The organism is Janthinobacterium sp. PLB04, assembly GCF_021165895.1.
In the GTDB taxonomy this organism is placed as follows: Bacteria; Pseudomonadota; Gammaproteobacteria; order Burkholderiales; family Burkholderiaceae_D; genus Janthinobacterium; species Janthinobacterium lividum.
The window spans coordinates 5,781,899-5,807,627 of sequence record NZ_CP088968.1; the positions used below are offsets into that span (position 1 = coordinate 5,781,899).

Genomic DNA, 25,729 nt, shown 5'->3' on the forward strand with positions numbered 1-25,729 from the left:
CCAGCCTGTTGCCGCCAGCAGCTACGCAAGCGGCACAGTCAGCGTACAACCACCACATCAGTGCGCGTAATTCGATTCTTGCGCATCGCCGCGGTCTTCCGCTTTTGGACGGCCCTGGGCGTCGGACAGACGATACTTGGTGCGGCGGTCGCCCATCAAGTCACGCAGGTCACGAATGCTCATGCCCGTCACTTCGTGCATGCGGATCAGCAGCGAGGCGCCGACCGGCAAGCGGTGGTGGCGGATCTTGCTGATGACCGGTGGCGCCACTTCAAGCAGACGCGACAGGGCTGCATCGTTTTTCAGCTGCATCTTGCTCAGCAGAATGTCCAGCAGGTGGTTCGGGTTGTAACTCTCTTGCGATGCTAATGCATGATGTGCCATGATTTTTCCTCGTCTGGTGAATGTAGAAAATAATGCCGATACGAACTTAAGGCTGGCTTAGAGTGTTCAAATAAACGTCTTCCATCGGATTCAGCCCTCCCTCCTTATCGCACTGCCTGTACAGGACTCGCACTGCCACGCCCAGCCAACGTACGCAACTTGCCGCGTGAATAAAGACACTCAAAGCACGTATGACTCGCCAAAAATGAATTGCATATAAGGCAATATACTAGCCCAAACACGCAGCATCTGCGCCTCGCGCAAACTTCCTGATTGTTAAATATCAATCAAGCTGCTGGTTGGCTTGGCAACGATGCTATTTCAACACATTAGGATGCCAGCGGGCGCACACAAGGCTTTGCAGCAACTTGTTACAAATCAATGGTGTCGCACGGCAATAAATGCTTTTGAGCACCACGACACATGGCGGCATATGCAGGCGGCAACCTTGTCGGCAAGGTAAGCACAACATGGCCCGCCCCGGCGTTTTACGCTAAACTATGGCCTGAACTTGCAGCGAGCCTGCCGCCGGGCAGCCAGAGGCGCCAGGCCGGTCATCCACCGCGCCCGCTCTGAGCGGCCCCCTGCGCTGCAGCATCCCGCCCAGCCATCTTGTTTGCCGCCACATTTACCGATAAGCGCCCAACTCCATGCAGAAAAAAGTATTCATTAAAACCTTCGGCTGCCAGATGAACGAGTACGACTCGGACAAGATGGCCGACGTGCTGGGCGCCTCCGATGGCCTGGTGCGCACGGACACGCCGGAAGATGCCGATGTGATCCTGCTCAATACCTGCTCCGTGCGCGAAAAGGCGCAGGAAAAAGTGTTTTCCGACCTGGGCCGTCTGCGCGACCTGAAGCTGGCCAAGCCGCACCTCTTGATCGGCGTGGGCGGCTGCGTGGCGTCGCAGGAAGGCGACGCCATCGTCAAGCGCGCGCCGTATGTCGACATGGTCTTCGGCCCGCAAACCCTGCACCGCCTGCCGCAGATGATCGAGTTGCGCCGCGCCAGCGGCGCCTCGCAAGTGGACATCAGTTTCCCGGAAATCGAAAAATTCGACCACATGCCGCCGGCCAAGGTCGAGGGCGCTTCGGCGTTCGTCTCCATCATGGAAGGCTGCAGCAAATATTGCAGCTATTGCGTCGTGCCCTACACGCGCGGCGAGGAAGTGTCGCGCCGCTTCGAGGACGTGCTGACGGAAGTGGCGGGCCTGGCCGCCCAGGGCGTCAAGGAAATCACCCTGCTGGGCCAGAACGTGAACGCCTACCGCGGTGCGATGGAAGGCGGAGAGATCGCCGACTTCGCCCTGCTGCTCGAATACGTGGCCGACATCCCCGGCATCGAACGCATGCGCTTCGTCACCAGCCACCCGAAAGAATTCACGCAGCGCCTGATCGACGCCTATGCGAAGATCCCGCAGCTGGTCGACCATTTGTATCTGCCGGCGCAGCACGGTTCCGACAAAGTCCTCGGCGCCATGAAGCGCGGCTACACGGGCCTCGAATACAAGTCCATCATCCGCCGCATCCGCGCCGTGCGCCCGAACATGGCCATTTCGTCCGATTTCATCGTGGGATTTCCCGGCGAGACGCAGGCCGACTTCGACGCCATGATGAAGCTGATCGCCGACGTGGGCTTCGACAACAGTTACAGCTTCATCTTCAGCAAGCGCCCCGGCACGCCGGCCGCCAGCCTGGAAGACGATACGCCGCACGAAGTCAAGCTGGCCCGGCTTCAGCAGCTGCAGGCGGCCATCGACGCCAACACGCGCAAATACAGCCTGGCCATGGTGGGCAGCGTGCAAACCATCCTCGTCGAAGGCCGCTCCAAAAAGGATACAGACGATAGCGAACTGCAAGGCCGCACGGAAAACAACCGCGTGGTCAATTTCGACGCCGGCCCCGACGGTCTGCAATTGATCGGCCAGCTGGTCGACGTGCGCATCACCGAAAGCCATTCCTACACCCTGCGCGGCGAACTCGTCGCCAGCGCACCCGCATTGAAAAGAGCCAGTTGAAAACCAAAGCCCCGATACAGCCGCATTACTTCATCCCCGAGCCGCTGGACAACACGCGCCTGGCGCACCTGTGCGGCCCCCTCGATGAAAACCTGCGCCAGATTTCCGCCGCCCTCGACGTGACGATCTTCCGCCGCGGCGAGAAATTCATCGTCGGCGGCAGCAATGCCGAACGCGCCGTGGAAATCCTCGAGCAGTTCTACGCCATCGCCAACAAGGTCGTGCCGCTGGAAGAAGTGCAGCTGGCCCTGGTGGAACAGCGCGCGGGACTGTCCGCCGCCTCGGAACACCACGCCAACGCGCCCGTCAGCACCTTCGTCGAGCCGGACATCGCCAGCCCCGTGCTGAAAACGCGGCGCGCCGACCTGCGCGGCCGTACGCCGCACCAGATCGCCTACCTGCGCGACATCCTCGAACACGACATCAGCTTCGGCGTGGGCCCGGCCGGCACGGGCAAAACCTACCTGGCCGTCGCCTGCGCCGTCGATGCGCTCGAAAGGGACGCCGTCAAGCGCATCATCCTCACGCGCCCCGCCGTCGAAGCGGGCGAGCGCCTGGGTTTCCTGCCCGGCGACCTGGCGCAAAAGGTCGACCCGTATCTGCGTCCCCTGTACGATGCGCTGTACGATTTGCTGGGCTTTGACCGCACGCAAAAACTGTTTGAAAAACAGGTGATCGAGATCGCCCCGCTGGCCTACATGCGCGGGCGCACCCTGAACCACGCGTTTGTCATCCTCGACGAGGCGCAAAACACCACCGTCGAACAGATGAAGATGTTTTTGACGCGCATCGGCTTCGGCAGCAAGGCCGTGGTGACGGGCGACGTCACGCAAGTCGACCTGCACAAGAGCCAGACGAGCGGCCTGATCGACGCCGTACACGTGCTGAAAGACGTGCGCGGCATCGGCTTCACGCAATTTAACAGCACCGACGTGGTGCGCCACCCGCTCGTCGCGCGCATCGTCGACGCCTATGAAACGGCGCAGGCGGCCGGCGCCGACGCCGCCCAGTTACTCCCCTTGTTGAAACCAGCTGCCGCCAAAAATGTCCGAAAAAAATAAACTGTCCCTGTCCGTGCAATACCCGGATGCCCGCCTGGAAACCCTGATCACGCGCCCGAAAGTGCGCCGCTGGGTCAAGGCGGCCCTGTTCGCCCCTGCCGAATTCACGATCCGCTTCGTCGATGCGGAAGAAGGCCGTACCCTGAACCGCGACTACCGCGAAAAGGATTACGCCACCAACGTGCTGACGTTCGCCTACAACGAAGGCGAAGAGTTGAATGACGACGAGCCGACGCGCGCCGACATCATCCTGTGCACGGACGTGCTGGAGAAGGAAGCGGCGGAGCAGAAGAAGAGCGTGGAAGAGCACACGGCCCATTTGATCGTGCACGGCGTGCTGCATGCGCAGGGTTACGACCACATGGATGACGAGGAAGCCACCGAGATGGAAGGTCTGGAAACGGACATCCTCGCGAAACTCGGCATTACCGACCCGTACAAGGAGTAAGAGCATGGGAACCTGGGCACTGGATGCCTTCGGCAACGACTACGCCATGGATTGGGCGCAGGACTTGCACGAATATAAAACCCTGGAACTGGTCGAGACGACGCTCGACAACGTCATCGACAGCCAGGAAGCGCAACTGGAGGCGCCGTTCGCCGCCGAAGCGCTGGCCGCGCTGGAAGTGATCGCGCGCCTGCTGGGCAAGCCGGGCGAGGGCGACCCGGCCACCGCGGAAGTGGACGAATGGGTGGCCGCCTGCAAGAAGAAGGTCACGCCGCCGCTGCTGCAAAAAGCACGCCTGGTCTTCGACAAGATCGGCGGGGAAGCGTCGGAACTGCGCCAGCTGTGGCAGGACAGCGAGCATTTCGCCGACTGGCAGGCCGACGTGGCGGCCCTGCGCGCGCGCGTGCTGGGCGCGGACGCCTGAAACGTCGGGCAACGGCGCACTTCAACATATTAAATTTGCATCAAAAGCGGGGAAATCCGGTATTCCCCCACTTTTGGTGTATCCTATATCCCTTCGCAACAACGGCTCACGCCTCCTATGCCCGAGCACCCTAGTGGCGTCAGAACTGACGTCAAGCCCCACCGGTCACTGTTTGAACGCCTGACCGCACTCATTTCCCCCGAGCCAGAGAACCGTGCAGAATTGCTCGAAGTTCTACACGATGCGCATGAACGCAAGCTGATCGACGCCGACGCCCTGTCGATGATCGAAGGCGTGTTTCAGGTATCGGATCTCTGCGCGCGCGACATCATGATTCCCCGTTCGCAAATGGATGTCATCGACATCAGCAAGCCGATCGAGGAATGGATGCCGGAAGTCCTGTCCACCGCCCACTCGCGCTTCCCCGCGATCGAAGGCGAGCGCGACAAGGTCATCGGCATCCTGCTGGCGAAAGACTTGCTGCGTTATTACGCAGAAGAAACTTTCGACGTCCGCGACATGCTGCGCCCCGCCATCTTCATCCCCGAATCGAAACGCCTGAATGTGCTGCTGCGCGATTTCCGCGCCAACCACAATCACATGGCCATCGTCGTCGATGAATACAGCGGCGTCGCCGGCCTGATCACCATCGAAGACGTGCTGGAACAGATCGTCGGCGATATCGAGGATGAATACGACTTCGACGAAGCCGAGGACAATATCCTGTCGCTCAAGGAAGGCCAGTTCGGCCCCCGCTGGCGCGTCAAGGCGCTGACCGAGATCGAGCAGTTCAACGAAGAAGTGGGCAGCCACCTGGTCGACGACGACGTCGACACCATCGGCGGCCTCGTGTCGAAGTACCTGGGCCGCATGGCGCACAAGGGCGATATTTTCGACCTGGGCAATTTGCGCTTCGAGGTGCTGCGCGCCGATGCGCGCCAGGTGCACGTGCTGCTGGTCGAGCGCCTGCCCAACGTGCCGGAACTGGAACTCTGACATGCGCGTGCTGTAAATGCGTTTCAGACGCGCTGACCCCAACGCCCCCGCCAAACCGCCCCGCAGCATAGGGGCGCGCATGCTGACTGCCGCCGTTGCCGGCGCCGTCGCGGTGCTGGCGTTCGCCCCTTTCGGCTACTGGCCCCTGCAGATCCTCAGCCTGGGCGTGCTGTTCTACCAGGTGCTGCGCGCGGCGAACGTCAAGGCCGGCGCGCTGATCGGCTGGGCCTACGGTTTTGGCTGGTGTGCGGCCGGCACGCACTGGCTGTATATCTCCATGCACCGCTATGGCGACATGGCCGCGCCGATCGCGGTCATCGCCGTGGCCCTGCTGGCCCTCCTGATGGCCATTTACGTGGCCCTGGCCATGGGCGCGGCCGCCTGGCTGCGCCAGCGCTGGGTGCTGTCCCTGCCCGCCATGACCTTGCTGGTGCTGCCCGCCACCTGGACGCTGTTCGAATGGACGCGCGGCTGGCTGTTTACGGGTTTCCCGTGGCTGGCCACCGGTTACGCCCACAATGCCAGCCCGCTGGCCGGCTTTGCCCCCATCGTCGGCGCGTATGGCCTGGGCTGGCTGGCGGCGCTATCGGCCGGCGCCCTGCTATTGCTGACGCACCGCACGCGCTGGTTTGCGCTGGGCGGCGTCATCGCGCTGTACGCGGCAGGCATCGGCTTGCAGTACGTGGCGTGGACGCACCCGGTCGGACGCCCGATCACGGTGCGCCTGTTGCAGGGCAATGTGCCGCAGCAGCAGAAATTCGACCCCGGCTTCGTGCTGGGCGCCCTGCAAATGTATCAGAGCGCCATCACCAGCGCGCCGGCCGACCTGATCGCCACGCCGGAAACGGCCGTCACCGTGCTGCCGCACCAGCTGCCGCCCGGCTATCTGGATAGCCTGGCGGCTTATTCGCAGCAGACGGGCAGCACGATTTTGGTCGGCATGCCCGTGCTCGACGAGCAGCAGCGCTTCTACAATGCGGCCCTGGGAATCACGCCCAACGGCGCGCCGGGACCGTATTACCAGTACCGCAAGCACCATCTGGTGCCGTTCGGCGAATTCGTGCCGCCCGGCCTGCACTGGTTTGTCGCCATGATGGCCATCCCGCTGGGCGACATGGGCCGCGGCGCGGAAGTGCAGGCGCCGCTGCAGGTGCGCGACCAGCTGGTGCTGCCGAATATCTGCTACGAAGACTTGTTTGGCGAGGAAATCGCCGGCCAGCTGGCCAGCGCCCACCGCCATGGCAAGCAGTCGGCATCCGTGCTGCTGAATATCTCGAACCTGGCCTGGTTTGGCGATTCGATCGCCATCCCGCAGCATTTGCAGATTTCGCAGATGCGCAGCCTGGAAACGGGCCGCCCGATGCTGCGCTCGACGAATACGGGCGCCACCGCCGTCATCGACGGCAAGGGCGTGGTGCAAAGCCTGCTGCCGCCGGAACAGCAAGCCACGCTGGCGGCCAAGGTACAAGGCATGGGCGGCATGACGCCATACATTCTGTACGGCAACAAACTGGTGCTGGCCCTGGCCGCGCTGGCCCTGCTGGCAGCCTTCCTGCTGTCGCGCGCCGCCCGCCGTGGCCGCGCCGGGCAGCAATAAGCGGCCGATATTGCCCGAAGAGTCACAGTGGGCCCGTAAAAACCGCTAAAATTAGCAAAACTCCGGCCCGGACGCGCTTCCAAGCATGCGCCCGGGCTTCAAGCAAACCTTAACAGCGCGCAGTCTCCCGCGCGGCGAACTCATACGATGCTCACATTTCAACAAATTATCCTGACCTTGCAAACCTATTGGGACAAGCAAGGTTGCGCCCTGCTCCAGCCTTACGACATGGAAGTCGGCGCCGGCACCTTCCACACCGGCACCTTCCTGCGCGCGATCGGCCCGGAACCCTGGCGCGCCGCGTATGTGCAGCCGTCGCGCCGCCCGAAAGATGGCCGCTATGGCGAAAACCCGAACCGCATGCAGCACTACTACCAGTACCAGGTGGTGCTCAAGCCCGCGCCGGAAAACATCCTCGACCTGTATCTGGGTTCGCTGGCCGCGCTGGGCCTGGACTTGAAGCAGAATGACGTGCGCTTCGTCGAAGACGACTGGGAAAGCCCGACCCTGGGCGCCTGGGGCCTGGGCTGGGAAGTCTGGCTGAACGGCATGGAAGTGACCCAATTTACCTACTTCCAGCAAGTGGGCGGCCTCGATTGCAAGCCCGTGCTGGGCGAAATCACCTACGGCATCGAACGCCTGGCCATGTATCTGCAAGGCGTGGAAAACGTGTATGACCTGGTGTGGACCGAGTGGGAAGAAAACGGAGTCACGAAAAAACTGACCTATGGCGACGTCTTCCACCAGAACGAAGTGGAACAATCGACCTACAACTTCGAGCACGCGAATACGGACCTGCTGTTCGAACAGTTCGGCAACTACGAAGCGGAAGCGAAGCGTTTGATCGAGCTGCAACTGACCCTGCCCGCCTACGAAAAGATCATGAAGGCCTCGCACAGCTTCAATATGCTCGACGCGCGCGGCGCCATCTCGGTGACGGAACGCGCCGCCTACATCGGCCGCGTGCGCACCCTGTCGCGCCTGGTGGCGCAAGCGTATTACGACTCGCGCGAGCGCCTCGGTTTCCCGATGCTGCCCGCCGCAGACCAATCCGCCGCCGCTTGATCGCCTAGCTCATACACCGCCGTACCAGACAAGAACACCATGAACCAAACACTGCTCATCGAACTGCTGACCGAAGAACTGCCGCCGAAAGCGCTGGCCAAACTGGGCGCCGCCTTCACGGCCGGCATCGTCAACGGCCTGAAAGCGCGCGACTTCCTGGAAGCCGACAGCGTCGCCACCAGCTACGCCTCGCCGCGCCGCCTGGCCGTCTCCATCACCAACGTGCGCGAAGTCTCGCCCGACAAATCGATCCGCGAAAAAGTCTTGCCCGTCTCCGTGGCGCTGGACGCGAACGGCAACGGCACGCCGCCGCTGGCCAAGAAACTGGCCGCACTGGGCTTCCCCGAGCTGACGGTGGCCGAGCTGGAACGCGCCGTCGACGGCAAGGCCGAAAGCTTCTTCTACACCTACACGGCGCCAGGCAGCCAGCTCGCCACCGGCGCGCAGGCGGCATTGACGGAATCTTGCGCCAAGCTGCCGATTCCAAAGCTGATGAGCTATCAGCGCCCGGACGGCACCACCGTGCAATTCGTGCGCCCGGCCCACAGCCTGATCGCCCTGCACGGCATTAATATCCTGCCCCTGACCCTGCTGGGCTTGACGGCCGGCCGCACCACCCTGGGCCACCGCTTCCTCACCGATGGCGAACCGATCACCATCGCGCACGCGGAAAACTATGCGCCTTCGCTGATCCTCAACGCCAGCGTCATCGCCAGCAACGAGGAACGCAAGGAGCGCATCCGCGCCCAGTTGCTGGACAAGGCAGGCGCCGACCAGGTGCTGATGCCCGAAGCGCTGCTCGATGAAGTCACCGCCCTGGTCGAATGGCCGGTCGTGTATGAATGCCATTTCGAGGAAGAATTCCTGGCCGTGCCGCAGGAATGCCTGATCCTCACCATGCAGACGAACCAGAAATACTTCGCCCTGACGGACAGCGAAGGCAAGCTGCGCTCGCGCTTTTTGATCGTCTCGAACATCGAGACGGACACGCCTGAGCACATCATCGGCGGCAACGAGCGCGTCGTGCGCCCGCGCCTGTCCGACGCCAAGTTCTTCTTCGAGCAAGACAAGAAGAAGACCCTGGCATCGCGTCTGCCGCTGCTGGCTAACGTGGTCTACCACAACAAGCTGGGCACGCAAGCGGCCCGCACAGAGCGCGTCAAGTCGCTGGCCGGCGCCATCGCCGCCAAGCTGCAATATGACGTGGCACTGGCCGAACGCGGCGCCCTGCTGGCCAAGGCCGATCTGCTGACCGATATGGTGGGCGAATTCCCCGAACTGCAAGGCATCATGGGCACGTATTACGCGCGCCATGACGGCGAACCGGAAGAAGTGGCGCTCGCCGCCTCCGAACACTACCAGCCGCGCTTTGCCGGCGACAGCCTGCCGACCACCGGCACCGGCACCGCCGTGGCCCTGGCCGACAAGCTCGAAACTTTGGTCGGCATCTGGGCCATCGGCCTGGCGCCGACGGGCGACAAGGATCCGTTCGCGCTGCGCCGCCACGCCCTGGGCGTGCTGCGCATGCTGCTGGAGAAACGCTTGCCACTGTCGATCCAGGGCTTGCTGGCCGATGCCGCCGCGCAGTTCGCAACGGTGCCCGGCTTCAAGGATCCGGTCGCGGATGTCACCACCTTCATGCTGGACCGCCTGCGCGGCATCCTGCGCGAGCGCGGTTTCTCGCCGAATGAAATCGAAGCCGTCGTGGCGCAAAACCCGGACCGCCTGGACGACATCGTGCAGCGCCTGGAAGCCGTGCAGGCGTTTGCCGCCCTGCCGGAAAGCGCCTCGCTGGCCGCCGCCAACAAGCGCATCACGAACATCCTGAAAAAGAACGAGGAAGCCGTCAGCCAGGTCGCCGCCGGTGGCGTGAACGTGGCGCTGCTGCAGGACGAAGCGGAGAAAAAACTGGCCGCCGCCGTTTCGCGCGTGCAGCCGGAAGTCGACGCGGCCTTTGCCAAGGGCGATTTCACCAGCACCCTGCAAACCCTGGCGCAGCTGCGCGACGATGTCGATGGCTTCTTCAATGACGTGATGGTGATGGCCGAGGATGTCGCCCTGCGCAACAACCGCCTGGCCTTGCTGTCGTCCTTGCACGGCATGATGAACCGCGTGGCCGACATTTCCAAGCTGGCGGCATAATGGGTACTCCGGCGCTGAAACTGATTATTCTCGACCGCGACGGCGTCATTAATCATGACTCGCCGGACTTCATCAAGTCGCCGGCCGAATGGCTGCCGATCCCCGGTTCGCTCGAAGCGATCGCCCGCCTGAACCAGGCTGGCTATCGCGTCGTCATCGCCTCGAACCAGTCGGGCATCGCGCGCGAATATTTCGACATGACGGTGCTGAACGCGATCCACCAGAAGATGCACACCCTGGCGCAGCAGGTAGGCGCCGATATCGACGCCATCTTCTTTTGCCCGCACGCGGGCGCGGACAATTGCGACTGCCGCAAGCCCAAGCCCGGCATGTTCCATGAAATCTCGCAGCGCTACAACACCAGCCTGAAAGGCGTGCCCACCGTCGGCGATTCGCTGCGCGACCTGCAGGCCGGTTTCATCAGCGGCTGCGTGCCCTACCTGGTATTGACGGGCAAGGGCGAAAAGACCAACGAAACGGGTGGCCTGCCGCCTGGTACCCAGGTCTTCCCCGACCTGGCCGCCGTCGTCAGCCACCTGCTCAAGGCGCCCGCCGCAGCGGCGCCCAGCGTGGCATTGAGTATCTAATCTTCGGAGAACCGCATTGCGTAATATTTCCCTGTTCCTGCGATCCCTGCTGTTCATGATCATCATGATCGTGGCCACCATCGTCTGGGCCTGCGTGTGCTTTTTTGCCGCGCCATTGAGCTACAACAAGCGCTATTGGGTCACCTCGCGCTGGAACGTGTTTATCCTGTGGTGTGCCAAGGTCATTTGCGGCATCCGCTATGAAGTCAAGGGCGCCGAGAACTTCCCCGACGCGCCGGCCATCGTGCTGTCGAAGCACCAGTCGGCATGGGAAACCATCTTTTTACTTCCCAGCCTGCCACGCCCGCTCGTGTATGTGTTCAAGAAGGAGATTTTGTACATCCCGTTCTTCGGCTGGGCCATGGCGCTGCTGCGCATGATCCCCATCGACCGCAAGCAGGGCAAGCATGCGTTCAAGAGCGTCGTCGCGCATGGCAAGCGCCGTCTGGCCGATGGCCAATGGATTATCATGTTCCCTGAAGGCACGCGCATTCCCGTGGGCCAGACGGGCAAGTACAAGAGCGGCGGCACGCGTCTGGCCATCGCCACGGGCGCCGTGGTGGTGCCGATTGCACACAACTCAGGCGAGTGCTGGCCCAAGCAGTCATTCCTCAAACGCCCGGGACTGATCACCGTCTCGATAGGCAAACCGATTTCGCCGGAAGGGCAAACCCCGGACAGCATGATGCAACAGGTGGAAAATTGGATAGAATCAGAAATGCGCGTCATTTCGCCTCACGCCTACAACGCTGGCTAGACGGCATCAGCGCGGTCATCCAGGAGCCGACACTGCGCCAGCAGATGAAGACCATCAAGGTCGGCGACCAGCAACTGGATTTGTTCGCGCATGACGTCTCGACCAGCACGCCCCCGGCGGTGCGCCCCACGGCACCGCCAGCGCCGCCCGTGGCGCCACCGGTAGTGGCGCCCGCGCCCCCCATCATTCGTCCTGCCCCGCCTCCCCTGCCTTCCCCGCCACGCACCGCCGATGGCCCGCCGCTGCGCCAGCTGCAGTTGGGCAGCCACCTCGTCGAATTCGCCCTGCGCCGCTCCACGCGCCGCTCCATCGGCTTCATGATCGACGATAACGGCTTGCGCGTCACGGCGCCCAAGCGCGTCACCCTGGCCGAAATCGACAACGCCATCCGCGCCAAGCAAGGCTGGATCGTCTCGAAGCTGCTGGAGCGGGGCGAGCGCAAGGTGCAGCGCCAGCAGCGTCCGCCCGTGGCCTGGGTCGATGGCGCCGTGCTGCCCTACCTCGGCGGCGAAATCACCCTGCGACTGCACCAGGCGCCGCGCCACCGCGCCAGCTTCCAGCGCGAGACGAATGAGCTGCACGTATGGGTCACGCCCACGGGCAGCGAACAGCAATTGAAGGAAAAAGTGAAGGGCTGGTTCCAGCATGAAGCGCGCCAGCTGTTCGAGGCGCGGCTGGACCTGTATGCGGACAAGCTGGGCGTGCGCTACGACTCATTATCGCTATCGTCGGCCGGCACGCGCTGGGGCAGCTGCACCATCGAGCGCAAGATCCGCCTGAACTGGCGTTTGATCCACTTCGCCCTGCCGCTGATCGACTACGTGGTGGCGCACGAACTGTCGCACCTGCTGGAAATGAACCACAGCCCCCGCTTCTGGGCCACCGTGGAATCGATCTATCCCGATTACGACGGCGCCAAGCAGGCGCTGAGGAAGCGCTCGCAAGAGCTGCCAGTCCTGTTCGCGTAAACAACATTGTTGGCGTCGCCTGTCGGATTACGCGCAAGCGCTAATCCGACCTACCTCGATCACGGCAGTAGGTCGGATTAGGCCGCAGGCCGTAATCCGACAACATTGTTGGCCGTGCATCCATCACGGCAACAGGGGCTTGATGGCCGCTATCGTGCGCGGCGTGGCGCCCCGGTGCTGGTTGGCAAACGCCAGCGCTTTTTCTCCCATAGCCGCCAGGCGCGCGGGATCCTGCAGCAGGGCCGACGCCTGCGCCATCAGCGCATCGGCGTCCGCCACGCGTGCCGCGCCGCCGGCGGCAATCGCCTGCTCCGTGACCAGCGCAAAATTGAAGGTGTGGGGACCGATCAGCACGGGCTTGCCCAGGGCTGCCGGCTCGATCAGGTTTTGCCCGCCCAGCGGCAGCAGGCTGCCGCCGACGAAAGCGCAATCGCAAGCCGCATAGTACGCAAACATCTCGCCCATCGAATCGCCCAGCAGCACCTGCGTGGCCGCCGCAACGGAATCGCCATGCGCCAGGCCGGACCTGCGCTGCACGGCCAGGCCCTGCGCCGCGATCAGTTTTTCCACTTCGTCGAAGCGCTGCGGATGGCGCGGCACGACCAGCAGCAGCGCGTCAGGTGGCAGGCTGGCGCGCGCCAGTGCTTCGAGGATCAGCTGCTCTTCCCCTTCGCGCGTGCTGGCGCACAGCAGCACGGGACGTGCGCCGATGGCTGCGCGCAGCGCCGCCCCCGTCGCCAGCGCCGCCTCGGGCACGACGACGTCGAACTTGATGCTGCCCGTGACGACCACGTCACGCACGCCCAGCTGGCGCACGCGATCGGCGTCGTCCTGCGTCTGCGCCGCCACCAGGGTGATGCCGCGCGCCGCATCGGTGATGAGCTTACCCAGGCGCTGCGCCTTGCCCAGCGAGCGCTGCGACAATCGCGCATTGGCCAGCACCACCGGCACTTTGTAGCGATTGCATTGGTGGATCAGATTCGGCCACACTTCCGTCTCCATCAGGATGCAGATGCGCGGCGCGAAATGGCGGATGAAGCGGGCCGGCATGGCGCCCGTGTCGTACGGCAGATAGCTTTGCACGAGACGCGTGCCGTGTTTGGCGAACAGGGACTTGCCCGTGGCGCGCCCCGTCGGCGTCATGTGCGTGAGGACGATGCGGCAAGCGGGCCATGCGGCCAGCAGCGCATCGATCAGCGGCTCGGCCGCGCGCGTCTCGCCGACGGAAACAGCGTGCAGCCAGATGGTGTCCATGGCAGGGGCTGGCCGGCGCCCGTAAAAGCCCAGGCGCTCGCCCCAGTGCCGGCGGTAGCCGGGTTCCTGGCGTCCGCGCAGCCACAGCCGCGCCAGCACCAGTGGCAAGGCCAGCCACCAGGCAAGGGTATAAAGAAGTCGCATGATTGTTTGATGTTGAAGTCAGGCGGGAGGATAGTCGGCCAGCAGGCGCTGCGCCGCGGCCAGCACTTCCGGCACGCCGGGCGGCGCACCCTTGTCGCCCAGGTTGATGATTTTCGGCGACCAGTTGCCTTCCGTTTTCCACAACGGGGAATCGGCATAGATTTCCACGGTCGGGCGCACAAAGGCGGCGGCGATATGCGTCAAGCCCGTGTCGACGCCGATCACCAGCGCCGCATGGCGCGCCAGCAGGGTGGCATCGCCCATCGACAGCTTAGGCAGCACGCGCGCATTCGGCAGGCCGGCCGCCACTTGTTCGGCTTCCGCCTTTTCCTTGGGCGAACCCCAGGGCAGCAGAATCGGCATGGGCGCGAGCGCCTGGCCCAGGGCGATCCAGTTTTCCGGCGCCCATTTCTTGGCGTCGCGCGCCGTGCCGTGGAAATACACGCAGTAAGGCGCCTCGCCCATCCAGTCCGGGCGCGGCTCGCTGCCTGATACTTCCGGCAAGCCGAAATCGGCCGGCGTGTCGACCATGTAGCCGAGTGCCGCGGCGGCCACCAGGCGGCCGCGCGCTACCGCATGCGTGCGCGGGTCGAGGGGAATGCTTTTCGTGTGAAACAGGCGCGAGATGCCTTCATAGCCGGAACCTTCGCTGCCATTGGCCAGGCCGACTTTCTGTCCGCCCGGCGCCAGGCGCGCGGCGCCCATGATGATGCCCGTCTTGAGCAGGCCCTGGGTATCGAACACATAATCGTAGCGCGTCTGCCGCAGGCTGCGGAAGAAGGCGGCGATTTCCGCGCGCGTCTCTTTCTTGCCCAGGCTCTTGCGCCAGCGCCGTAGCGCAAACGGGAAGATGGTAGCCACGCGCGGGTTCAGGCGCACCAGGCTGGTATAGCCCTCCTCGACCACCCAGTCGATGGTCGCGTTCGGAAAATGGCGGGCGATGTCCGCCACCATCGGCAAGTTATGCAGCACGTCGCCCAGCGAAGATACCCGCACCAGCAGGATTTTCAAGGGCGCCTGTGCGTCAGGTTGACCGGCCATGCTGTCAGAACGGCAGGACAGCGTCTGGCTTGGCCGCCAGGATCACGCTCTTGAACTGCCCCTGGATGCGCGCCAGGGCTTCCGGCGTTTCCGCTTCGAAGCGCATGACGATCACCGGCGTGGTGTTCGACGAGCGGGCCAGGCCGAAGCCGTCCGCGTATTCCACGCGCAAGCCGTCGATGGTGATGATCTGTTCATTGCCGGGGAAGACGGCGTCGCGGCGCAGCATGTCCATCAGCGCGACGTTCTCGCCCTCCTTCAGTTCCAGGTGCAGTTCCGGCGTGCTGTCGGACTGCGGCAGGGAATTGAGCAGGCTTGACGGATCCGCTTCGCGCGTGAGGATTTCCAGCAGGCGCGCAGCCGAATACAGGCCGTCGTCGAAACCGTACCAGCGGTCCTTGAAGAAGATGTGGCCGCTCATTTCGCCGCCCAGCGGCGCGCCCGTTTCCCGCAGCTTGGCTTTCACCAGCGAGTGGCCCGTCTTGTACATCAGCGGCACGCCGCCATGCTTGCTGATCCACGGCGCCAGGTGGCGCGTGCATTTCACGTCATACAAAATCTGCGCGCCTGGGTGGCGGGTCAGCACGTCGGCGGCAAACAGCATCATCTGGCGGTCAGGGTAGATGATCTGGCCATCCTTGGTGACCACGCCCAGGCGGTCGCCGTCGCCGTCGAAGGCGATGCCGATTTCCGCATCCGTCTCGGCCAGGCAGCGGATCAGGTCTTGCAGGTTTTCCGGATGCGCCGGGTCCGGGTGGTGGTTCGGGAAATTGCCATCGACTTCGCAGAACAGTTCGATGACTTCGCAGCCCATGCCGCGGAACAGGTCGCCCGCGAATGCGCCGGCCACGCCATTGCCGCAGTCGACGGCGATCTTGATCGGGCGCGCCAGCTTGACGTCGCCCAGGATGCGCTCCAAATAGGCGGCGCGGATATCGTGCGTGGCATAGCTGCCCGGCGTGCTGCTGGCGCTGCCGTCGTGCGCGACGATGCTGTGGTACAGGGCCTGGATCGCTTCGCCGTGAATGGCTTCACCGGCCAGCACCATCTTGAAGCCGTTGTAGTCGGGCGGATTGTGGCTGCCCGTGACCATGATGCCGGAGCGCGTGTCGAGCACATTCGTGCCGAAATAAACCATCGGCGTGGCCACCACGCCCAGGTCGATCACGTCGATGCCTGCCGCTTGCAAGCCCTGCGCCAGCGCTGCCGTCAATTCCGGTCCCGACAGGCGGCCATCGCGGCCAATCACGACCCGCTGCTCGCCCTTGGCCAGGGCGGCCTGGCCAAATGCCTGACCGATCTTGTGCGCCACGCTGGCATCGAGGGTTTTAGCGATGATGCCGCGGATATCGTAGGCCTTGAAGATCGTTCTGGACAATGGAAGCATGGTGTGGGCGATATAAGTAAGGGAATAGTAGGGTGCCTGGCAAGGTGCAGCGAGCGGCTGACAGCTTGCTACTGCGCCAAGAGTATACCGAATTATACGCGCAGCAGATCGATCGACTTGCCCGATTCCACCCACTGCTTGACCCACAGCGGCTGGCGGCCACGGCCTGTCCATTGCTCGGTCGCATTGTCAGGGTGGCGGTAACGCACCGCGACCTTGCCCGTGCGCGGGTGCAAACCATCGAGTATCAGCTGTTTCAGCGGAATGCCCGCCTGCTGCGCGATGGCCATGATCTGTTCGCGCGCCTTGTTCAAGTCTTCGCGCTCGCGGCCGTTCAATTCCTGCTTCACATTATCTTCCAGCTTGCGCAATTCCAGCATTGTCATCGTTGACAGATCCATCCGCTACATCCTTTACATTAATTTAAATAATAAAATCACGGGAAATATACTACATTGTATAAACAGCTGCGCACCGTTGCATAATCCATCAACTATTGAATCGCGGCCATCAGCGTATTTATCTGCTCAACATTAAGATTCAATGAAGAATATGCCGAAAGCACGTGTGAAAAATAAATAAACAAGGATGCGTGGCATTCCGGAATGGCTGCGCATGCCGCTTGCAAGGCTGGCATGGCGCATGCCATCCATGCCGATAAACGCGCTGGCCGATTATTATCGATGTACGACAGAGGGAAATGCAGCCCTATTAAATCCCCATGCGGCATAATCGGCATCCGCTTTTTCCTTCCCTCCGGCCATGCGCGCAATTGCTCGCAGACCCGCAATGTCCCCAACGCCAAAGGACTGGCATGCTTATAATGCAGGCGCGTAGTTCACTTCACCCGGCACATATGAAAACTTACTTTATCGGCGATCTGCAAGGCTGCCACGCACAAACCGTCGAGCTGATCGAACGGATCCAGGCGGCAGCGGATGGCCCCTACCGCCTGCTGTTCGCGGGCGACCTGATCAATCGCGGCCCCGCATCGCTGGCCACCCTGCGCCACGTGCATGCGCTGGCGCGGCAGGGCCTGGCCGACAGCGTCCTGGGCAACCATGACTTGCACCTGCTGGCCGTGGCCAACGGCATCCGCCCCGAGCATGCGTCCGATACGCTGGCCGAGATCCTCGATGCGCCCGACCGCGAGGAATTGCTCGCCTGGCTGCGCCAGCGGCCACTGGCACTGGAACACGACGGCCATGTGCTCGTGCATGCGGGCTTGCTGCCGCAATGGAGCGCTGCCCAGGCCCTGTCGCTGAGCGGGGAAGTGTCCGCCATGCTGCGCAGCGACGGCTGGGTGGCGTTCCTGCGCACCATGTACGGCAACGAGCCGGCCGCCTGGCGCGACGACCTGCAGGGCGCCGACCGGCTGCGCTGCATCATCAACGCCATGACGCGGCTGCGCTTTTGCACGCCGGACGGCGTGATGGACTTCAAGATGAAGGAAAGCGGCAGCCCGCCGCCCGGCTCCGGCCTGCTGCCGTGGTTCGACGTGCCGGGACGGCGCAGCGCTGGCGACACCATCGTCTTCGGCCACTGGTCGGCGCTGGGACTGCAGTTGCGGCCACACCTGATTGGCCTCGATAGCGGCTGCGTGTGGGGCGGAAAACTGTCGGCCGTGTGTCTGGAAGACCGCTCGCTGCTGCAAGTCGACTGCCCTGCCTTCCAGCAGCACAGCGGCAAGCGGTAAGTGACAAGCATGGCGCGCATATGCTTAGTCGAAATCGGTCGTTGGCCTTGCCGCGCGTGGCCCTTATGATGCAACTTTTATGATGCAGCTTTTGTCTGTGCGATCCCATGCCCCCTGATACCGACAGACTGGCGCGCTGGCTGCTCGGCAGCCTGGAACTCGACACCGCCGTCCTGCATGTGGGCCAGTACTGCGGTCGCTGGCGCGCCTCCACGGCAGGCCGGGAACTGGGCAGCTTTCACCTGGTGCTCGATGGCCACTGCTATCTGCACCTCGATGGCGCGGCGCCAATCGCGCTCGGCCCGCGCGACGGCGTCTTCCTGCTACGCGACTTGCCGCACTTTCTGAGTCCCCACAGCGACCCGCTGCAGGCGGTCAGCGCGCAAGCCATGCTGCCGCTGCAGGCGCCCACGAAACTGCCGGCGACGGCGCTGGCCTGCGGCTTCTTTCAATTTCGCGGTGCCCTCTCAGCGCTGATCGTCGACTCCTTCCCGCCATATCTGCTGATACGCGGCGACGCGCCCGCCTTCAGCGCCGCCGCCGCGTTGTTCGACCTGATCCTGGCGGAAGCGGGCGGCGATCCGGAACAACCGTCGCCGCTCATCGCGCGCCTGGTCGAACTGCTGTTCTTTTACCTGATCCGCCATGTGGCGCAGGGCGAGCAGGTGGCGGCCGGCCTGCTGTCGCTGCTGCACCAGCCCGCGTTTTCGCCGCTGCTCGAACGCATGCTCGACGCCCCCGCCGCCGACTGGTCGATCGAGAACATGGCCAAGGCAGCGTGCATGTCGCGCGCCAGCTTCTGCAAGCATTTCGCCAGCGCCAGCGGCCACTCGCCGGCCCAGTTCCTGCTCCTGCTGCGCATGAAGATCGCGGCGCGCCGGCTGCACGACGGCGTCTCCGTCGAACGCGCGGCCGAACTGGTGGGCTACCGCTCGCACGCCGCCTTTACGCGCGCCTTCAAGCGGGTCACGGGCGAGCAGCCGGGCGCCTACCGGCGCGACCAGCGCCTGCGCCAGTTGGCCAGCTGAAATCAAGGATCTCACAATCGCAGACGAACGAGCACAAAAGGGCGACGCTGACGTCTGTTGCGCGCACGGCATGGCCGATATAATGGCCGGGTGACTTACCAACTTAGCAAGGTACCCCATGTCCCGTCTGACGCTGCACACTCTCGATACCGCTCCGGCCGATAGCCGTCCCTTCGTGGAAAAGGCCATCGCCAACAATGGCTTCCTGCCCAACCTGATCGGCGTGCTGGCCAATGCCCCGCTGGCCCTGGAAACCTATCTGACCGTCTCCGGCATCAATGGACGCGCCAGCCTGAGCCTGATGGAACGCGAAGTGGTGCAAATCACGGCAGCGCGCATCCATGGCTGCGATTTCTGCATCGCCGGCCATAGTGCCATCTCGCTGAAAAAAGCGGGCCAGACACCAGACACGGTGCGCGCCCTGCAGCACGGCCAGCCGACGGGTGACATCAAACTGGACGCCGTCGCCGCCTTCGCCACGGCCGTCATCGCCACGCGCGGCGCCGTCAGCGACGCCGAATATCAAGCCTTCCTGGCCGCCGGCTACGAGGAACAGCAGGCGCTGGAAGTCGTGCTGGGCATCAGCCTGGCCACCCTGTGCAATTTCTCCAACAGCCTGGCCGGCACGCCCGTCAATCCGCAGTTGACACCCTACCTGCCTGGCGCCGTCTGACATGGGCCGCCTCAATCACTGGCTGCACATGCATGCCGACCAGCTTGACCAATCATCGGAACTGGCTGAAACCGTTTTGCCGGCCCTCGCTGGCGACCAGCTGCTGGCCATCGGCGTGCCGCAGGCACATGGCGGCGCGGGCGGCGACGTACGCGACGCCATCGACGCCATCGCCAAAGTGGCCGAGCAATCGGTGACGGCAGCTTTTGTTTTCTGGGGCCAGCGCTGCTTCATCGAATTCCTGCTGCAAAGCGAGAACCGCGCGTTGGCCGAGCGCCGCTTGCCAGGCCTGCTGGCAGGCACGCAAGCGGGCGCCAGCGGTTTGTCGAACGCCATGAAATTCTTGTCCGGCATCGAGCAGCTGCAGATCACGGGCGCGCGCCATGATGACGGCCTGCTGGTCGACGGCGGCCTGGCCTGGGTGACGAACTTGCGCAAGGCGGGCTTTGTCGCGGCCGCCGCCGTGGCGCCGAACGACGGCGCGCCCCCCGTCATCGTCGCCTTCGACAGCGGCACGGCAGGCGTCAAGCGCAGCGAAGACCTGGACCTGATCGCCCTGCGCGGCAGCAATACGGCTTCCGTCAAGCTGGCGCAGGTGCACATTCCCGCCGCGGACATCATCAGCGACAATGCGCCAGCCTGGCTGCCGCAGGTGCGCCCATCGTTCCTCGGCATGCAGTGCGGCCTGTCGATCGGCCTGGCGCGCGCCAGCCTGGCAAAAGCGGCGCAGATTTCCGCCGGCTCGCGCAACCAGCTCACGCCCCGCATCGAAGCGCTGCAAGCCACCCTGGAAAACGCCGTCGCTACGCTGCTGGCCGGCGTGCATGATGGCCGCTTCCAGACGCAGGCACCAGCCATGTTCCGCTTGCGTATACAGCTGGCCGACGTGCTGCAGCAGGCGCTGATGCTGGAACTGCAAGCCATGGGCGGGCGCGCCTACCTGAACGCCGAGCAGCAGGGCTTTGCCCGCCGCTGGCGCGAATCGTCGTTCATCCCCATCGTCACCCCCAGCCTGACGCAATTGCAGGCTGCCTTGCAGCTGTTCGACAGCCAGCAGGCGGCAGCGGGAGCCCCGGCATGACGGCAGCGGCGCAAGACTGGGCGCTGCAGGCGCAGGACCTGAGCTACGCCTATCCCGGCACGGCGCCTGTGTTCCAGCACGTCTCGCTGGGCGTGCGCAAGCGTGAAATCGTCTGCCTGCTGGGCGGCAGCGGCTGCGGCAAATCGAGCCTGCTGCGCGTGCTGGCCGGCTTGCAGCCGCCATCGACGGGCGAGATCCAGTTCCTCGATGCGCCCATGCGCGAACCGGATCCGCGCAGCGCCCTCGTCTTCCAGCAAGCCAGCCTCTTGCCCTGGCTGAATGTCACGGGCAATGCCGGTTTTGGCCTGGACTTCAAGCACCAGCCGCAGCTCACGCGCGAGGCGCACCAGGCGCGCGTGGCGCAAGCCATCGAAGCGGTCGGCTTGAAGGGCCGCGAAAAACTGTACCCGTCCGCCCTGTCGGGCGGCATGGCGCAGCGCGTGGCGCTGGCCCGTGCGCTGGCGCGCGAACCGGAACTGCTGTTTGCCGATGAACCGTTTTCCGCGCTCGACGCCATCACGCGCGCCGAGATGCAGTCGCTGCTGGTCGACGTGGTGCACCGCTGGCACACGGCCGTGCTGCTCGTCACGCACGATATCGATGAAGCGATCCTCGTGGCCGACCGCATCTTGCTGATGGGCGGCAAGCCGGGCAACATCGTGCGCGAATGGCCTGTCGCCATCGCCCAGCCGCGCATCGGCCACAGCGCCGACGTGATCGCCCTCAAGATGGACATCCTTGACGCCCTGCAGGCGCTGCAAAAGCAGGATCAAACGCCCGCCTTTGCTCCTCATTAATCGACCGGAACATTCCCATGACATTCGAAGACCAAAACAAACCCCTGCACATCTGCGCCTCGTCCGATTGCGACTGCGGCCTGACGCGGCGCGACTTCCTGCGCATGTCGGCCCTGGCCACGGCCAGCGTCGCCTCGCCGCTGCTGTTCGCCGGCGACGCCATGGCCCAGCAAGGTCCGAAAGGCGACGACCAGCCCGTGAAGATCGGCTACCTGCCGATTACCGACGCCACCCCGCTGCTCGTCGCGCACGCCCGCAAGCTGTTCGAGGCCGAGGGCTTGCAGGCGGAAACGCCGCGCCTGTTCCGCAGCTGGGCGCAGATCATCGAAGCCTTCGTCGCCGGCCAGGTCAACGTCATCCACCTGCTGTCGCCGGCCACCCTGTGGGTGCGCTACGGCGCCAAGTTCCCCGCGAAAGTCGTCGCCTGGAACCACGTCAACGGTTCCGCGCTGACGGTGGCCAACGAGATCAACAAGGTCTCCGACCTGGGCGGGCGCACGGTCGCCATCCCGTTCTGGTACTCGATCCACAACATCCTGTTGCAGCAAATCCTGAGCGCCAATGGCTTGACCCCGGTCACGCGCGCGCGCAACGCAGCCATCAAATCGAATGAGGTCAATCTGATCGTGCTGGCGCCGGCCGAAATGGTCTCCGCGCTGGCCAGCAAGTCGATTGCCGGCTACATCGTGGCCGAGCCGTTCAATGCGGCGGCGGAAAACGCCGGCATCGGCAAGATCCTGCGCTTCTCGGGCGACGTGTGGAAAAACCATGCATGCTGCGTCACGTTCCTGTCCGAACGCGACATCAACACGCGTCCCGAATGGGCGCAAAAGGTCACCAACGCCATCGTCAAGGCGCAGCTGTGGACGCGCTCGAACCAGGTCGACACGGCCAAGCTGCTGTCGAACGTGGGCGAGCACCGCTACACGCCGCATCCGCTGCAAGTGCTGACGAAGGTGCTGGCCACCACCGATTACGCCAGCTATGAAAAACAGGGCCTGATCGCGCACAAGAACTGGCAGCAGCGCCGCATCGACTTCCAGCCATATCCGTTCGCCTCGTACACGGAAGAGCTGGTGCGCGCCATCAGCCGCACCAAGGTCGAAGGCGATACGCGCTTCCTGGCCAACCTCGATCCGAAGTTCGCCGCGCGCGACCTGGTCGATGACCGCTTCGTGCGCAAGGCCATCACGGCAGTCGGCGGCCCGGCCGCCTTCGGCTTGCCGGCCAACCTGCTGCGCAGCGAAACCGTGGCGGTCTGACGATGGCAAGCAAGTTGTTCACGAAGTTCGGCCTGCCCCTGGTGGGGCTGGCCTGTGCCTTGCTGCTGTGGTCCATGGGCGTGACGGCGCTGGAGAAATCCACGCCGATCGCCACCGCCTTCGCCCCCTTGCCCACGGCGCTGGCGTTCCAGGAGATGGTGGGCGGTTCGGATATCTGGCTGCACGTGGTACTGAGCCTGCAAAGGGTAGCCGTGGGCCTGGGACTGGCCATCGTCATCGGCGTGCCGCTGGGCGTGCTGGTGGCCATGTCGAAGAGCTTTTCCGGCGCGGCCATGCCGCTGTTCCAGCTGCTGCGCATGATTTCGCCGTTATCGTGGATGCCGATTGCCGTGATGGTGCTCGGTGTCGGTGACGCGCCCGTGTACTTCCTGCTGGCGTTTGCGGCCGTCTGGCCGATCCTGCTCAATACGGCGGCCGGCGTGGCGCGGCTCGATCCGAACTGGCTGCTGCTGGCCCGTAGCCTATCGGCCACGCGCAGCGAGATCGTCTTCAAGGTGATTTTGCCGGGCATTACGGCCGATATCCTGACGGGCGTGCGCCTGGCCATCGGCATCATCTGGATCGTGCTGGTACCGGCGGAAATGCTGGGCGTGTCGGCGGGCCTCGGCTACTTCATCCTCGACACGCGCGACCGGCTCGCGTACTCGGAGCTGATGGCCGCCATCGTGCTGATCGGCATACTCGGTTTCATCCTCGACTATCTGGCCCGCGCCGCGCATGCGCGCTGGCTGCACGTGAAGAACTAAGCCGCCTTGTCCAGCGGCAGCGTGGCGGCGATAGTCGCCTGCGTTGCCGCTGCCAGTTCACGGCGGTGCGCGTCGAGCGTCGCCACTGGCGCCAGACAGGTCAGGCGCGCCGTGATGGGCGGGCCGCTCAGAATCGCCACCATGCTTTGCGCAAAGCTCATGTCGCCGATGAAGTCGACGGCGTGGTGCAAGGCTCCCTTGTCATCCACATACACGAGCGCGAACGGCTGCACCGGCACTTGCGCGTCGATGGCAGCCTCGAACAGGTTGGCGTGAAACGGCAGGATCTGTCCTTGCGCGGCGGTCGTGCCTTCGGGGAAGAACGCAATGCGCTCGCCCGCCGTCAATTTATCCACCAGGCCCTGGAAAATCAAACGCAGGTCGCGCTTGCTGCCGCGCGAAATGAAGATGGTGCCGGCGCGCCCCGCCAGCCAGCCCAGGATCGGCCAGGCGCGGATTTCCGCCTTGGCGACAAAACGGCAGGGGTGGACGGCATTAATGACGAAGATATCGAGCCACGAAACGTGGTTCGCCACCACCATCGCATGGTCGAGTGCCGGCACGCTGTCTGCCGGCTGCGCCACGTGCACGCCGCAGATGTCGAGCAGTTGCGTCGACCAGCGGCGGATCCGCCGGTTGCGCCCCTCCAGGTCCAGCCAGGGAAAGAGCACGGCGCTCTTGGCCATGCCGCAGCCCAGGTGAATGGCGATGCGCGCGAGGCGGTAGGTAAGCAGAAGTTTCAAATCACACCAACAAATAAACCAGAACCGAAATCCGGGAGCAGACAAGGGATACCGGGGCAGCGCGCCCCGGTCCATGGATCTGATTTTTTAACGCTGAAACGCCACCTGTCCGGCAACGATGGTCGCCTTGACGATGCCGCTCAGCTCATAGCCGAGGAAAGGCGTGTGCTTGCCCTGGCTGGCCAGCGACGCCGACGACACGGTCCAGCGCGCGGCGGGATCGAAGACGCAGATGTCGGCCGCTTCGCCCACGGCCAGGCTGCCGGCCGGGATGCCGGCGACACGGGCCGCGTCGGCCGTGACCTTGGCCACGGCGCGCGCAAGCGGACGGGCGCCCGCTTGCGGCTGCGCCAGCGCATAGTCGTCGGCCCATTTCAGGGCCAGCGACAGCAGCAGCTCCAGCCCCGTGGCGCCGGGCGACGCTTCGCCGAACGGCAGCAGTTTTTCATCGTCGTCGACCGGCGTATGGTCCGAGCACATGGCGTCGACCGTGCCGTCAAACAGGCCGGCGCGGATCGCATCGCGGTCGCGCTGGCTGCGGAACGGTGGCGTGACGCGCGCATTCGGGTCGAAGAAGCCGATATCGGCGTCCGTCAGGTGCACATGGTGCACGCCCACGTCGCAGGTGACGGGCAAGCCTTCGGCCTTGGCCGCACGGATCAGTTCCAGGCCGGCCGCCGACGAGATGCGGCACAGGTGCACGCGCGCGCGGCTGGCGCGCATCAATTCGAAAATCGTGTGCAGGGCGATGGTTTCGGACATCACGGGCACGCCGGACAGCCCCAGGCGCGACGCCAGCGGGCCGCTGTGGGCGATGCCGCCACGGCCGATATGCGGGTCTTGCGGGCGCAGCCAGACGGTGTAGCCGAAGGTGTTCGCATACTGCATCGCGCGCAGCAGCACGGTGGTGTCTTCGATCGGCTCTTCCGCCTGCGCGAAGCCGATGCAGCCCGCTTCCGTCAGTTCCGCCATTTCCGTCAGCGACTTGCCCTTCAAGCCCATGGTCAGCGCGCCCAGCGGGTGCACGTGGGCCTTGTTCTGCGTCTTGGCGCGGTATTTCAGCATTTCCACCAGACCCGGCTCGTCCAGCACGGGGTCGGTGTCGGGCGGGCAGACCAGGCTCGTGACGCCGCCTTGGAGAGCTGCCTGCAATTCCGATTCCAGGGTCGCCTTGTATTCGTAGCCCGGCTCGCGCAGGCGCGCGGACAGGTCGACCAGGCCGGGGGAAACCACCAGGCCGGCCGCGTCAAACGTGGTGTCGGCCTTGAAACCGGCCGGGGCGCTGCCCACGGCCAGCACCTTGCCGTCGGCGATAAACAGGTCTTGCAAGCCATCGATGCCGTTGGCAGGGTCGATCAGGTGGCCGTTCTTGATATGTAGTGTCGTCATGCTCGCTTACTCGTCCTTGG

The 25,729-nt window shown here is 64.2% G+C and carries 25 protein-coding genes; 18 read left to right on the top strand and 7 right to left on the bottom strand.

The features are described 5' to 3' along the window. Positions 1–57: 57 nt before the first annotated feature. A complete protein-coding gene (locus tag LSO07_RS25555) occupies positions 58–384 on the bottom strand; it encodes a hypothetical protein (RefSeq protein WP_034746769.1) in 327 nt (108 codons plus the stop codon). A gap of 650 nt (positions 385–1,034) precedes the next feature. Between LSO07_RS25555 and miaB the strand changes: the two genes are divergently transcribed. The 11 genes from miaB (at position 1,035) to LSO07_RS25610 (ending at position 12,447) form a co-directional block, all read left to right on the top strand. Beyond that, positions 1,035–2,402 (top strand): tRNA (N6-isopentenyl adenosine(37)-C2)-methylthiotransferase MiaB, encoded by a 1,368-nt coding sequence (gene miaB / locus LSO07_RS25560; RefSeq protein ID WP_151096978.1) that lies wholly within the window; start codon positions 1,035–1,037, stop codon positions 2,400–2,402. Further along, positions 2,399–3,463 carry a PhoH family protein gene (locus LSO07_RS25565; protein ID WP_151096980.1) on the top strand — a complete coding sequence of 355 codons (1,065 nt, stop codon included), beginning with the start codon at positions 2,399–2,401 and terminating at the stop codon, positions 3,461–3,463. The genes miaB and LSO07_RS25565 overlap by 4 nt, the downstream gene beginning before the upstream one ends. Further along, positions 3,447–3,911, top strand: coding sequence for an rRNA maturation RNase YbeY (ybeY, locus tag LSO07_RS25570; protein ID WP_034780171.1), 465 nt, complete (start codon positions 3,447–3,449; stop codon positions 3,909–3,911). The genes LSO07_RS25565 and ybeY overlap by 17 nt, the downstream gene beginning before the upstream one ends. Before the next feature lie 4 nt (positions 3,912–3,915). Beyond that, entirely contained in the window at positions 3,916–4,335 is a 420-nt protein-coding gene (locus LSO07_RS25575; protein ID WP_151096982.1) for a DUF4259 domain-containing protein, read from the top strand. 117 nt (positions 4,336–4,452) lie between these two features. Further along, positions 4,453–5,331: an HlyC/CorC family transporter gene (locus LSO07_RS25580; RefSeq protein ID WP_034746750.1), complete on the top strand. Its 879-nt coding sequence runs from the start codon at positions 4,453–4,455 to the stop codon at positions 5,329–5,331. A 79-nt stretch (positions 5,332–5,410) separates the two neighbouring features. After that, the gene (lnt, locus tag LSO07_RS25585) at positions 5,411–6,928 is read left to right on the top strand and encodes an apolipoprotein N-acyltransferase (protein ID WP_081345693.1); all 1,518 of its coding nucleotides are present in this window, start codon (positions 5,411–5,413) and stop codon (positions 6,926–6,928) included. 147 nt (positions 6,929–7,075) lie between these two features. Continuing rightward, positions 7,076–7,993: a glycine--tRNA ligase subunit alpha gene (gene glyQ, locus LSO07_RS25590; RefSeq protein WP_151096984.1), complete on the top strand. Its 918-nt coding sequence runs from the start codon at positions 7,076–7,078 to the stop codon at positions 7,991–7,993. A gap of 39 nt (positions 7,994–8,032) precedes the next feature. Beyond that, entirely contained in the window at positions 8,033–10,135 is a 2,103-nt protein-coding gene (gene glyS / locus LSO07_RS25595; protein WP_151096986.1) for a glycine--tRNA ligase subunit beta, read from the top strand. Then, complete coding sequence (gmhB, locus tag LSO07_RS25600; protein WP_052139990.1) at positions 10,135–10,722, top strand: D-glycero-beta-D-manno-heptose 1,7-bisphosphate 7-phosphatase; 588 nt, start codon at positions 10,135–10,137, stop codon at positions 10,720–10,722. Before glyS ends, gmhB begins: the two co-directional genes overlap by 1 nt. 16 nt (positions 10,723–10,738) lie before the next feature. Continuing rightward, positions 10,739–11,479 (top strand): lysophospholipid acyltransferase family protein, encoded by a 741-nt coding sequence (locus LSO07_RS25605; protein WP_034780186.1) that lies wholly within the window; start codon positions 10,739–10,741, stop codon positions 11,477–11,479. A 44-nt stretch (positions 11,480–11,523) separates the two neighbouring features. Continuing rightward, positions 11,524–12,447 carry a M48 family metallopeptidase gene (locus LSO07_RS25610; RefSeq protein WP_070281534.1) on the top strand — a complete coding sequence of 308 codons (924 nt, stop codon included), beginning with the start codon at positions 11,524–11,526 and terminating at the stop codon, positions 12,445–12,447. 123 nt (positions 12,448–12,570) lie between these two features. Here the strand turns inward: LSO07_RS25610 and waaA are convergent, their stop codons facing one another. From waaA to LSO07_RS25630, 4 genes are all read right to left on the bottom strand, one after another. Next, entirely contained in the window at positions 12,571–13,845 is a 1,275-nt protein-coding gene (gene waaA, locus LSO07_RS25615) for a lipid IV(A) 3-deoxy-D-manno-octulosonic acid transferase (RefSeq protein ID WP_151096988.1), read from the bottom strand. Between the two features lie 18 nt (positions 13,846–13,863). Then, positions 13,864–14,886, bottom strand: coding sequence for a lipopolysaccharide heptosyltransferase I (waaC, locus tag LSO07_RS25620; protein WP_151096990.1), 1,023 nt, complete (start codon positions 14,884–14,886; stop codon positions 13,864–13,866). A gap of 4 nt (positions 14,887–14,890) precedes the next feature. Then, positions 14,891–16,273 carry a phosphomannomutase/phosphoglucomutase gene (locus LSO07_RS25625; protein WP_034780201.1) on the bottom strand — a complete coding sequence of 461 codons (1,383 nt, stop codon included), beginning with the start codon at positions 16,271–16,273 and terminating at the stop codon, positions 14,891–14,893. Positions 16,274–16,365: 92 nt separating this feature from the next. Continuing rightward, positions 16,366–16,674, bottom strand: coding sequence for an H-NS histone family protein (locus tag LSO07_RS25630; RefSeq protein WP_034780203.1), 309 nt, complete (start codon positions 16,672–16,674; stop codon positions 16,366–16,368). A gap of 455 nt (positions 16,675–17,129) precedes the next feature. On the opposite strand from LSO07_RS25630, the gene LSO07_RS25635 reads away from it, so the two are divergent. The 7 genes from LSO07_RS25635 (at position 17,130) to LSO07_RS25665 (ending at position 23,577) form a co-directional block, all read left to right on the top strand. Then, positions 17,130–17,969, top strand: coding sequence for a symmetrical bis(5'-nucleosyl)-tetraphosphatase (locus LSO07_RS25635; protein ID WP_092607863.1), 840 nt, complete (start codon positions 17,130–17,132; stop codon positions 17,967–17,969). Between the two features lie 107 nt (positions 17,970–18,076). Further along, complete coding sequence (locus tag LSO07_RS25640; RefSeq protein WP_099394842.1) at positions 18,077–18,997, top strand: AraC family transcriptional regulator; 921 nt, start codon at positions 18,077–18,079, stop codon at positions 18,995–18,997. 118 nt (positions 18,998–19,115) lie between these two features. After that, positions 19,116–19,670, top strand: coding sequence for a carboxymuconolactone decarboxylase family protein (locus LSO07_RS25645; protein ID WP_034780208.1), 555 nt, complete (start codon positions 19,116–19,118; stop codon positions 19,668–19,670). A gap of 1 nt (position 19,671) precedes the next feature. Further along, entirely contained in the window at positions 19,672–20,751 is a 1,080-nt protein-coding gene (locus LSO07_RS25650; RefSeq protein ID WP_092607857.1) for an acyl-CoA dehydrogenase family protein, read from the top strand. Further along, positions 20,748–21,548, top strand: a complete 801-nt coding sequence (locus LSO07_RS25655; RefSeq protein WP_034780212.1) for an ABC transporter ATP-binding protein — start codon at positions 20,748–20,750, stop codon at positions 21,546–21,548. The genes LSO07_RS25650 and LSO07_RS25655 overlap by 4 nt, the downstream gene beginning before the upstream one ends. A 17-nt stretch (positions 21,549–21,565) precedes the next feature. Further along, the gene (locus LSO07_RS25660) at positions 21,566–22,810 is read left to right on the top strand and encodes an ABC transporter substrate-binding protein (RefSeq protein ID WP_151096994.1); all 1,245 of its coding nucleotides are present in this window, start codon (positions 21,566–21,568) and stop codon (positions 22,808–22,810) included. A 2-nt stretch (positions 22,811–22,812) separates the two neighbouring features. Continuing rightward, entirely contained in the window at positions 22,813–23,577 is a 765-nt protein-coding gene (locus LSO07_RS25665) for an ABC transporter permease (RefSeq protein ID WP_034780216.1), read from the top strand. Here the strand turns inward: LSO07_RS25665 and LSO07_RS25670 are convergent. Together LSO07_RS25670 and LSO07_RS25675 are read right to left on the bottom strand one after the other, a co-directional pair. Then, the gene (locus tag LSO07_RS25670) at positions 23,574–24,320 is read right to left on the bottom strand and encodes a lysophospholipid acyltransferase family protein (RefSeq protein WP_092607848.1); all 747 of its coding nucleotides are present in this window, start codon (positions 24,318–24,320) and stop codon (positions 23,574–23,576) included. The genes LSO07_RS25665 and LSO07_RS25670 overlap by 4 nt on opposite strands. Positions 24,321–24,407: 87 nt before the next feature. Next, positions 24,408–25,709: a dihydroorotase gene (locus tag LSO07_RS25675; protein ID WP_070255919.1), complete on the bottom strand. Its 1,302-nt coding sequence runs from the start codon at positions 25,707–25,709 to the stop codon at positions 24,408–24,410. Positions 25,710–25,729 lie beyond the last annotated feature (20 nt).

Bases quoted from the DNA above. Each gene is read 5' to 3' on its own strand.
- LSO07_RS25610 (WP_070281534.1), top strand. From the start codon at position 11,524: ATGAAGACCATCAAGGTCGGCGACCAGCAACTGGATTTGTTCGCGCAT.
- LSO07_RS25645 (WP_034780208.1), top strand. From the start codon at position 19,116: ATGTCCCGTCTGACGCTGCACACTCTCGATACCGCTCCGGCCGATAGC.
- LSO07_RS25625 (WP_034780201.1), bottom strand. From the start codon at position 16,273: ATGCTTCCATTGTCCAGAACGATCTTCAAGGCCTACGATATCCGCGGC.
- LSO07_RS25660 (WP_151096994.1), top strand. From the start codon at position 21,566: ATGACATTCGAAGACCAAAACAAACCCCTGCACATCTGCGCCTCGTCC.
- glyS (WP_151096986.1), top strand. From the start codon at position 8,033: ATGAACCAAACACTGCTCATCGAACTGCTGACCGAAGAACTGCCGCCG.
- LSO07_RS25655 (WP_034780212.1), top strand. From the start codon at position 20,748: ATGACGGCAGCGGCGCAAGACTGGGCGCTGCAGGCGCAGGACCTGAGC.
- LSO07_RS25580 (WP_034746750.1), top strand. From the start codon at position 4,453: ATGCCCGAGCACCCTAGTGGCGTCAGAACTGACGTCAAGCCCCACCGG.
- lnt (WP_081345693.1), top strand. From the start codon at position 5,411: ATGCTGACTGCCGCCGTTGCCGGCGCCGTCGCGGTGCTGGCGTTCGCC.
- gmhB (WP_052139990.1), top strand. From the start codon at position 10,135: ATGGGTACTCCGGCGCTGAAACTGATTATTCTCGACCGCGACGGCGTC.
- waaC (WP_151096990.1), bottom strand. From the start codon at position 14,886: ATGGCCGGTCAACCTGACGCACAGGCGCCCTTGAAAATCCTGCTGGTG.
- miaB (WP_151096978.1), top strand. From the start codon at position 1,035: ATGCAGAAAAAAGTATTCATTAAAACCTTCGGCTGCCAGATGAACGAG.
- LSO07_RS25635 (WP_092607863.1), top strand. From the start codon at position 17,130: ATGAAAACTTACTTTATCGGCGATCTGCAAGGCTGCCACGCACAAACC.
- LSO07_RS25575 (WP_151096982.1), top strand. From the start codon at position 3,916: ATGGGAACCTGGGCACTGGATGCCTTCGGCAACGACTACGCCATGGAT.
- LSO07_RS25555 (WP_034746769.1), bottom strand. From the start codon at position 384: ATGGCACATCATGCATTAGCATCGCAAGAGAGTTACAACCCGAACCAC.
- LSO07_RS25675 (WP_070255919.1), bottom strand. From the start codon at position 25,709: ATGACGACACTACATATCAAGAACGGCCACCTGATCGACCCTGCCAAC.
- LSO07_RS25630 (WP_034780203.1), bottom strand. From the start codon at position 16,674: ATGGATCTGTCAACGATGACAATGCTGGAATTGCGCAAGCTGGAAGAT.
- LSO07_RS25650 (WP_092607857.1), top strand. From the start codon at position 19,672: ATGGGCCGCCTCAATCACTGGCTGCACATGCATGCCGACCAGCTTGAC.
- LSO07_RS25665 (WP_034780216.1), top strand. From the start codon at position 22,813: ATGGCAAGCAAGTTGTTCACGAAGTTCGGCCTGCCCCTGGTGGGGCTG.
- waaA (WP_151096988.1), bottom strand. From the start codon at position 13,845: ATGCGACTTCTTTATACCCTTGCCTGGTGGCTGGCCTTGCCACTGGTG.
- glyQ (WP_151096984.1), top strand. From the start codon at position 7,076: ATGCTCACATTTCAACAAATTATCCTGACCTTGCAAACCTATTGGGAC.
- ybeY (WP_034780171.1), top strand. From the start codon at position 3,447: ATGTCCGAAAAAAATAAACTGTCCCTGTCCGTGCAATACCCGGATGCC.
- LSO07_RS25640 (WP_099394842.1), top strand. From the start codon at position 18,077: ATGCCCCCTGATACCGACAGACTGGCGCGCTGGCTGCTCGGCAGCCTG.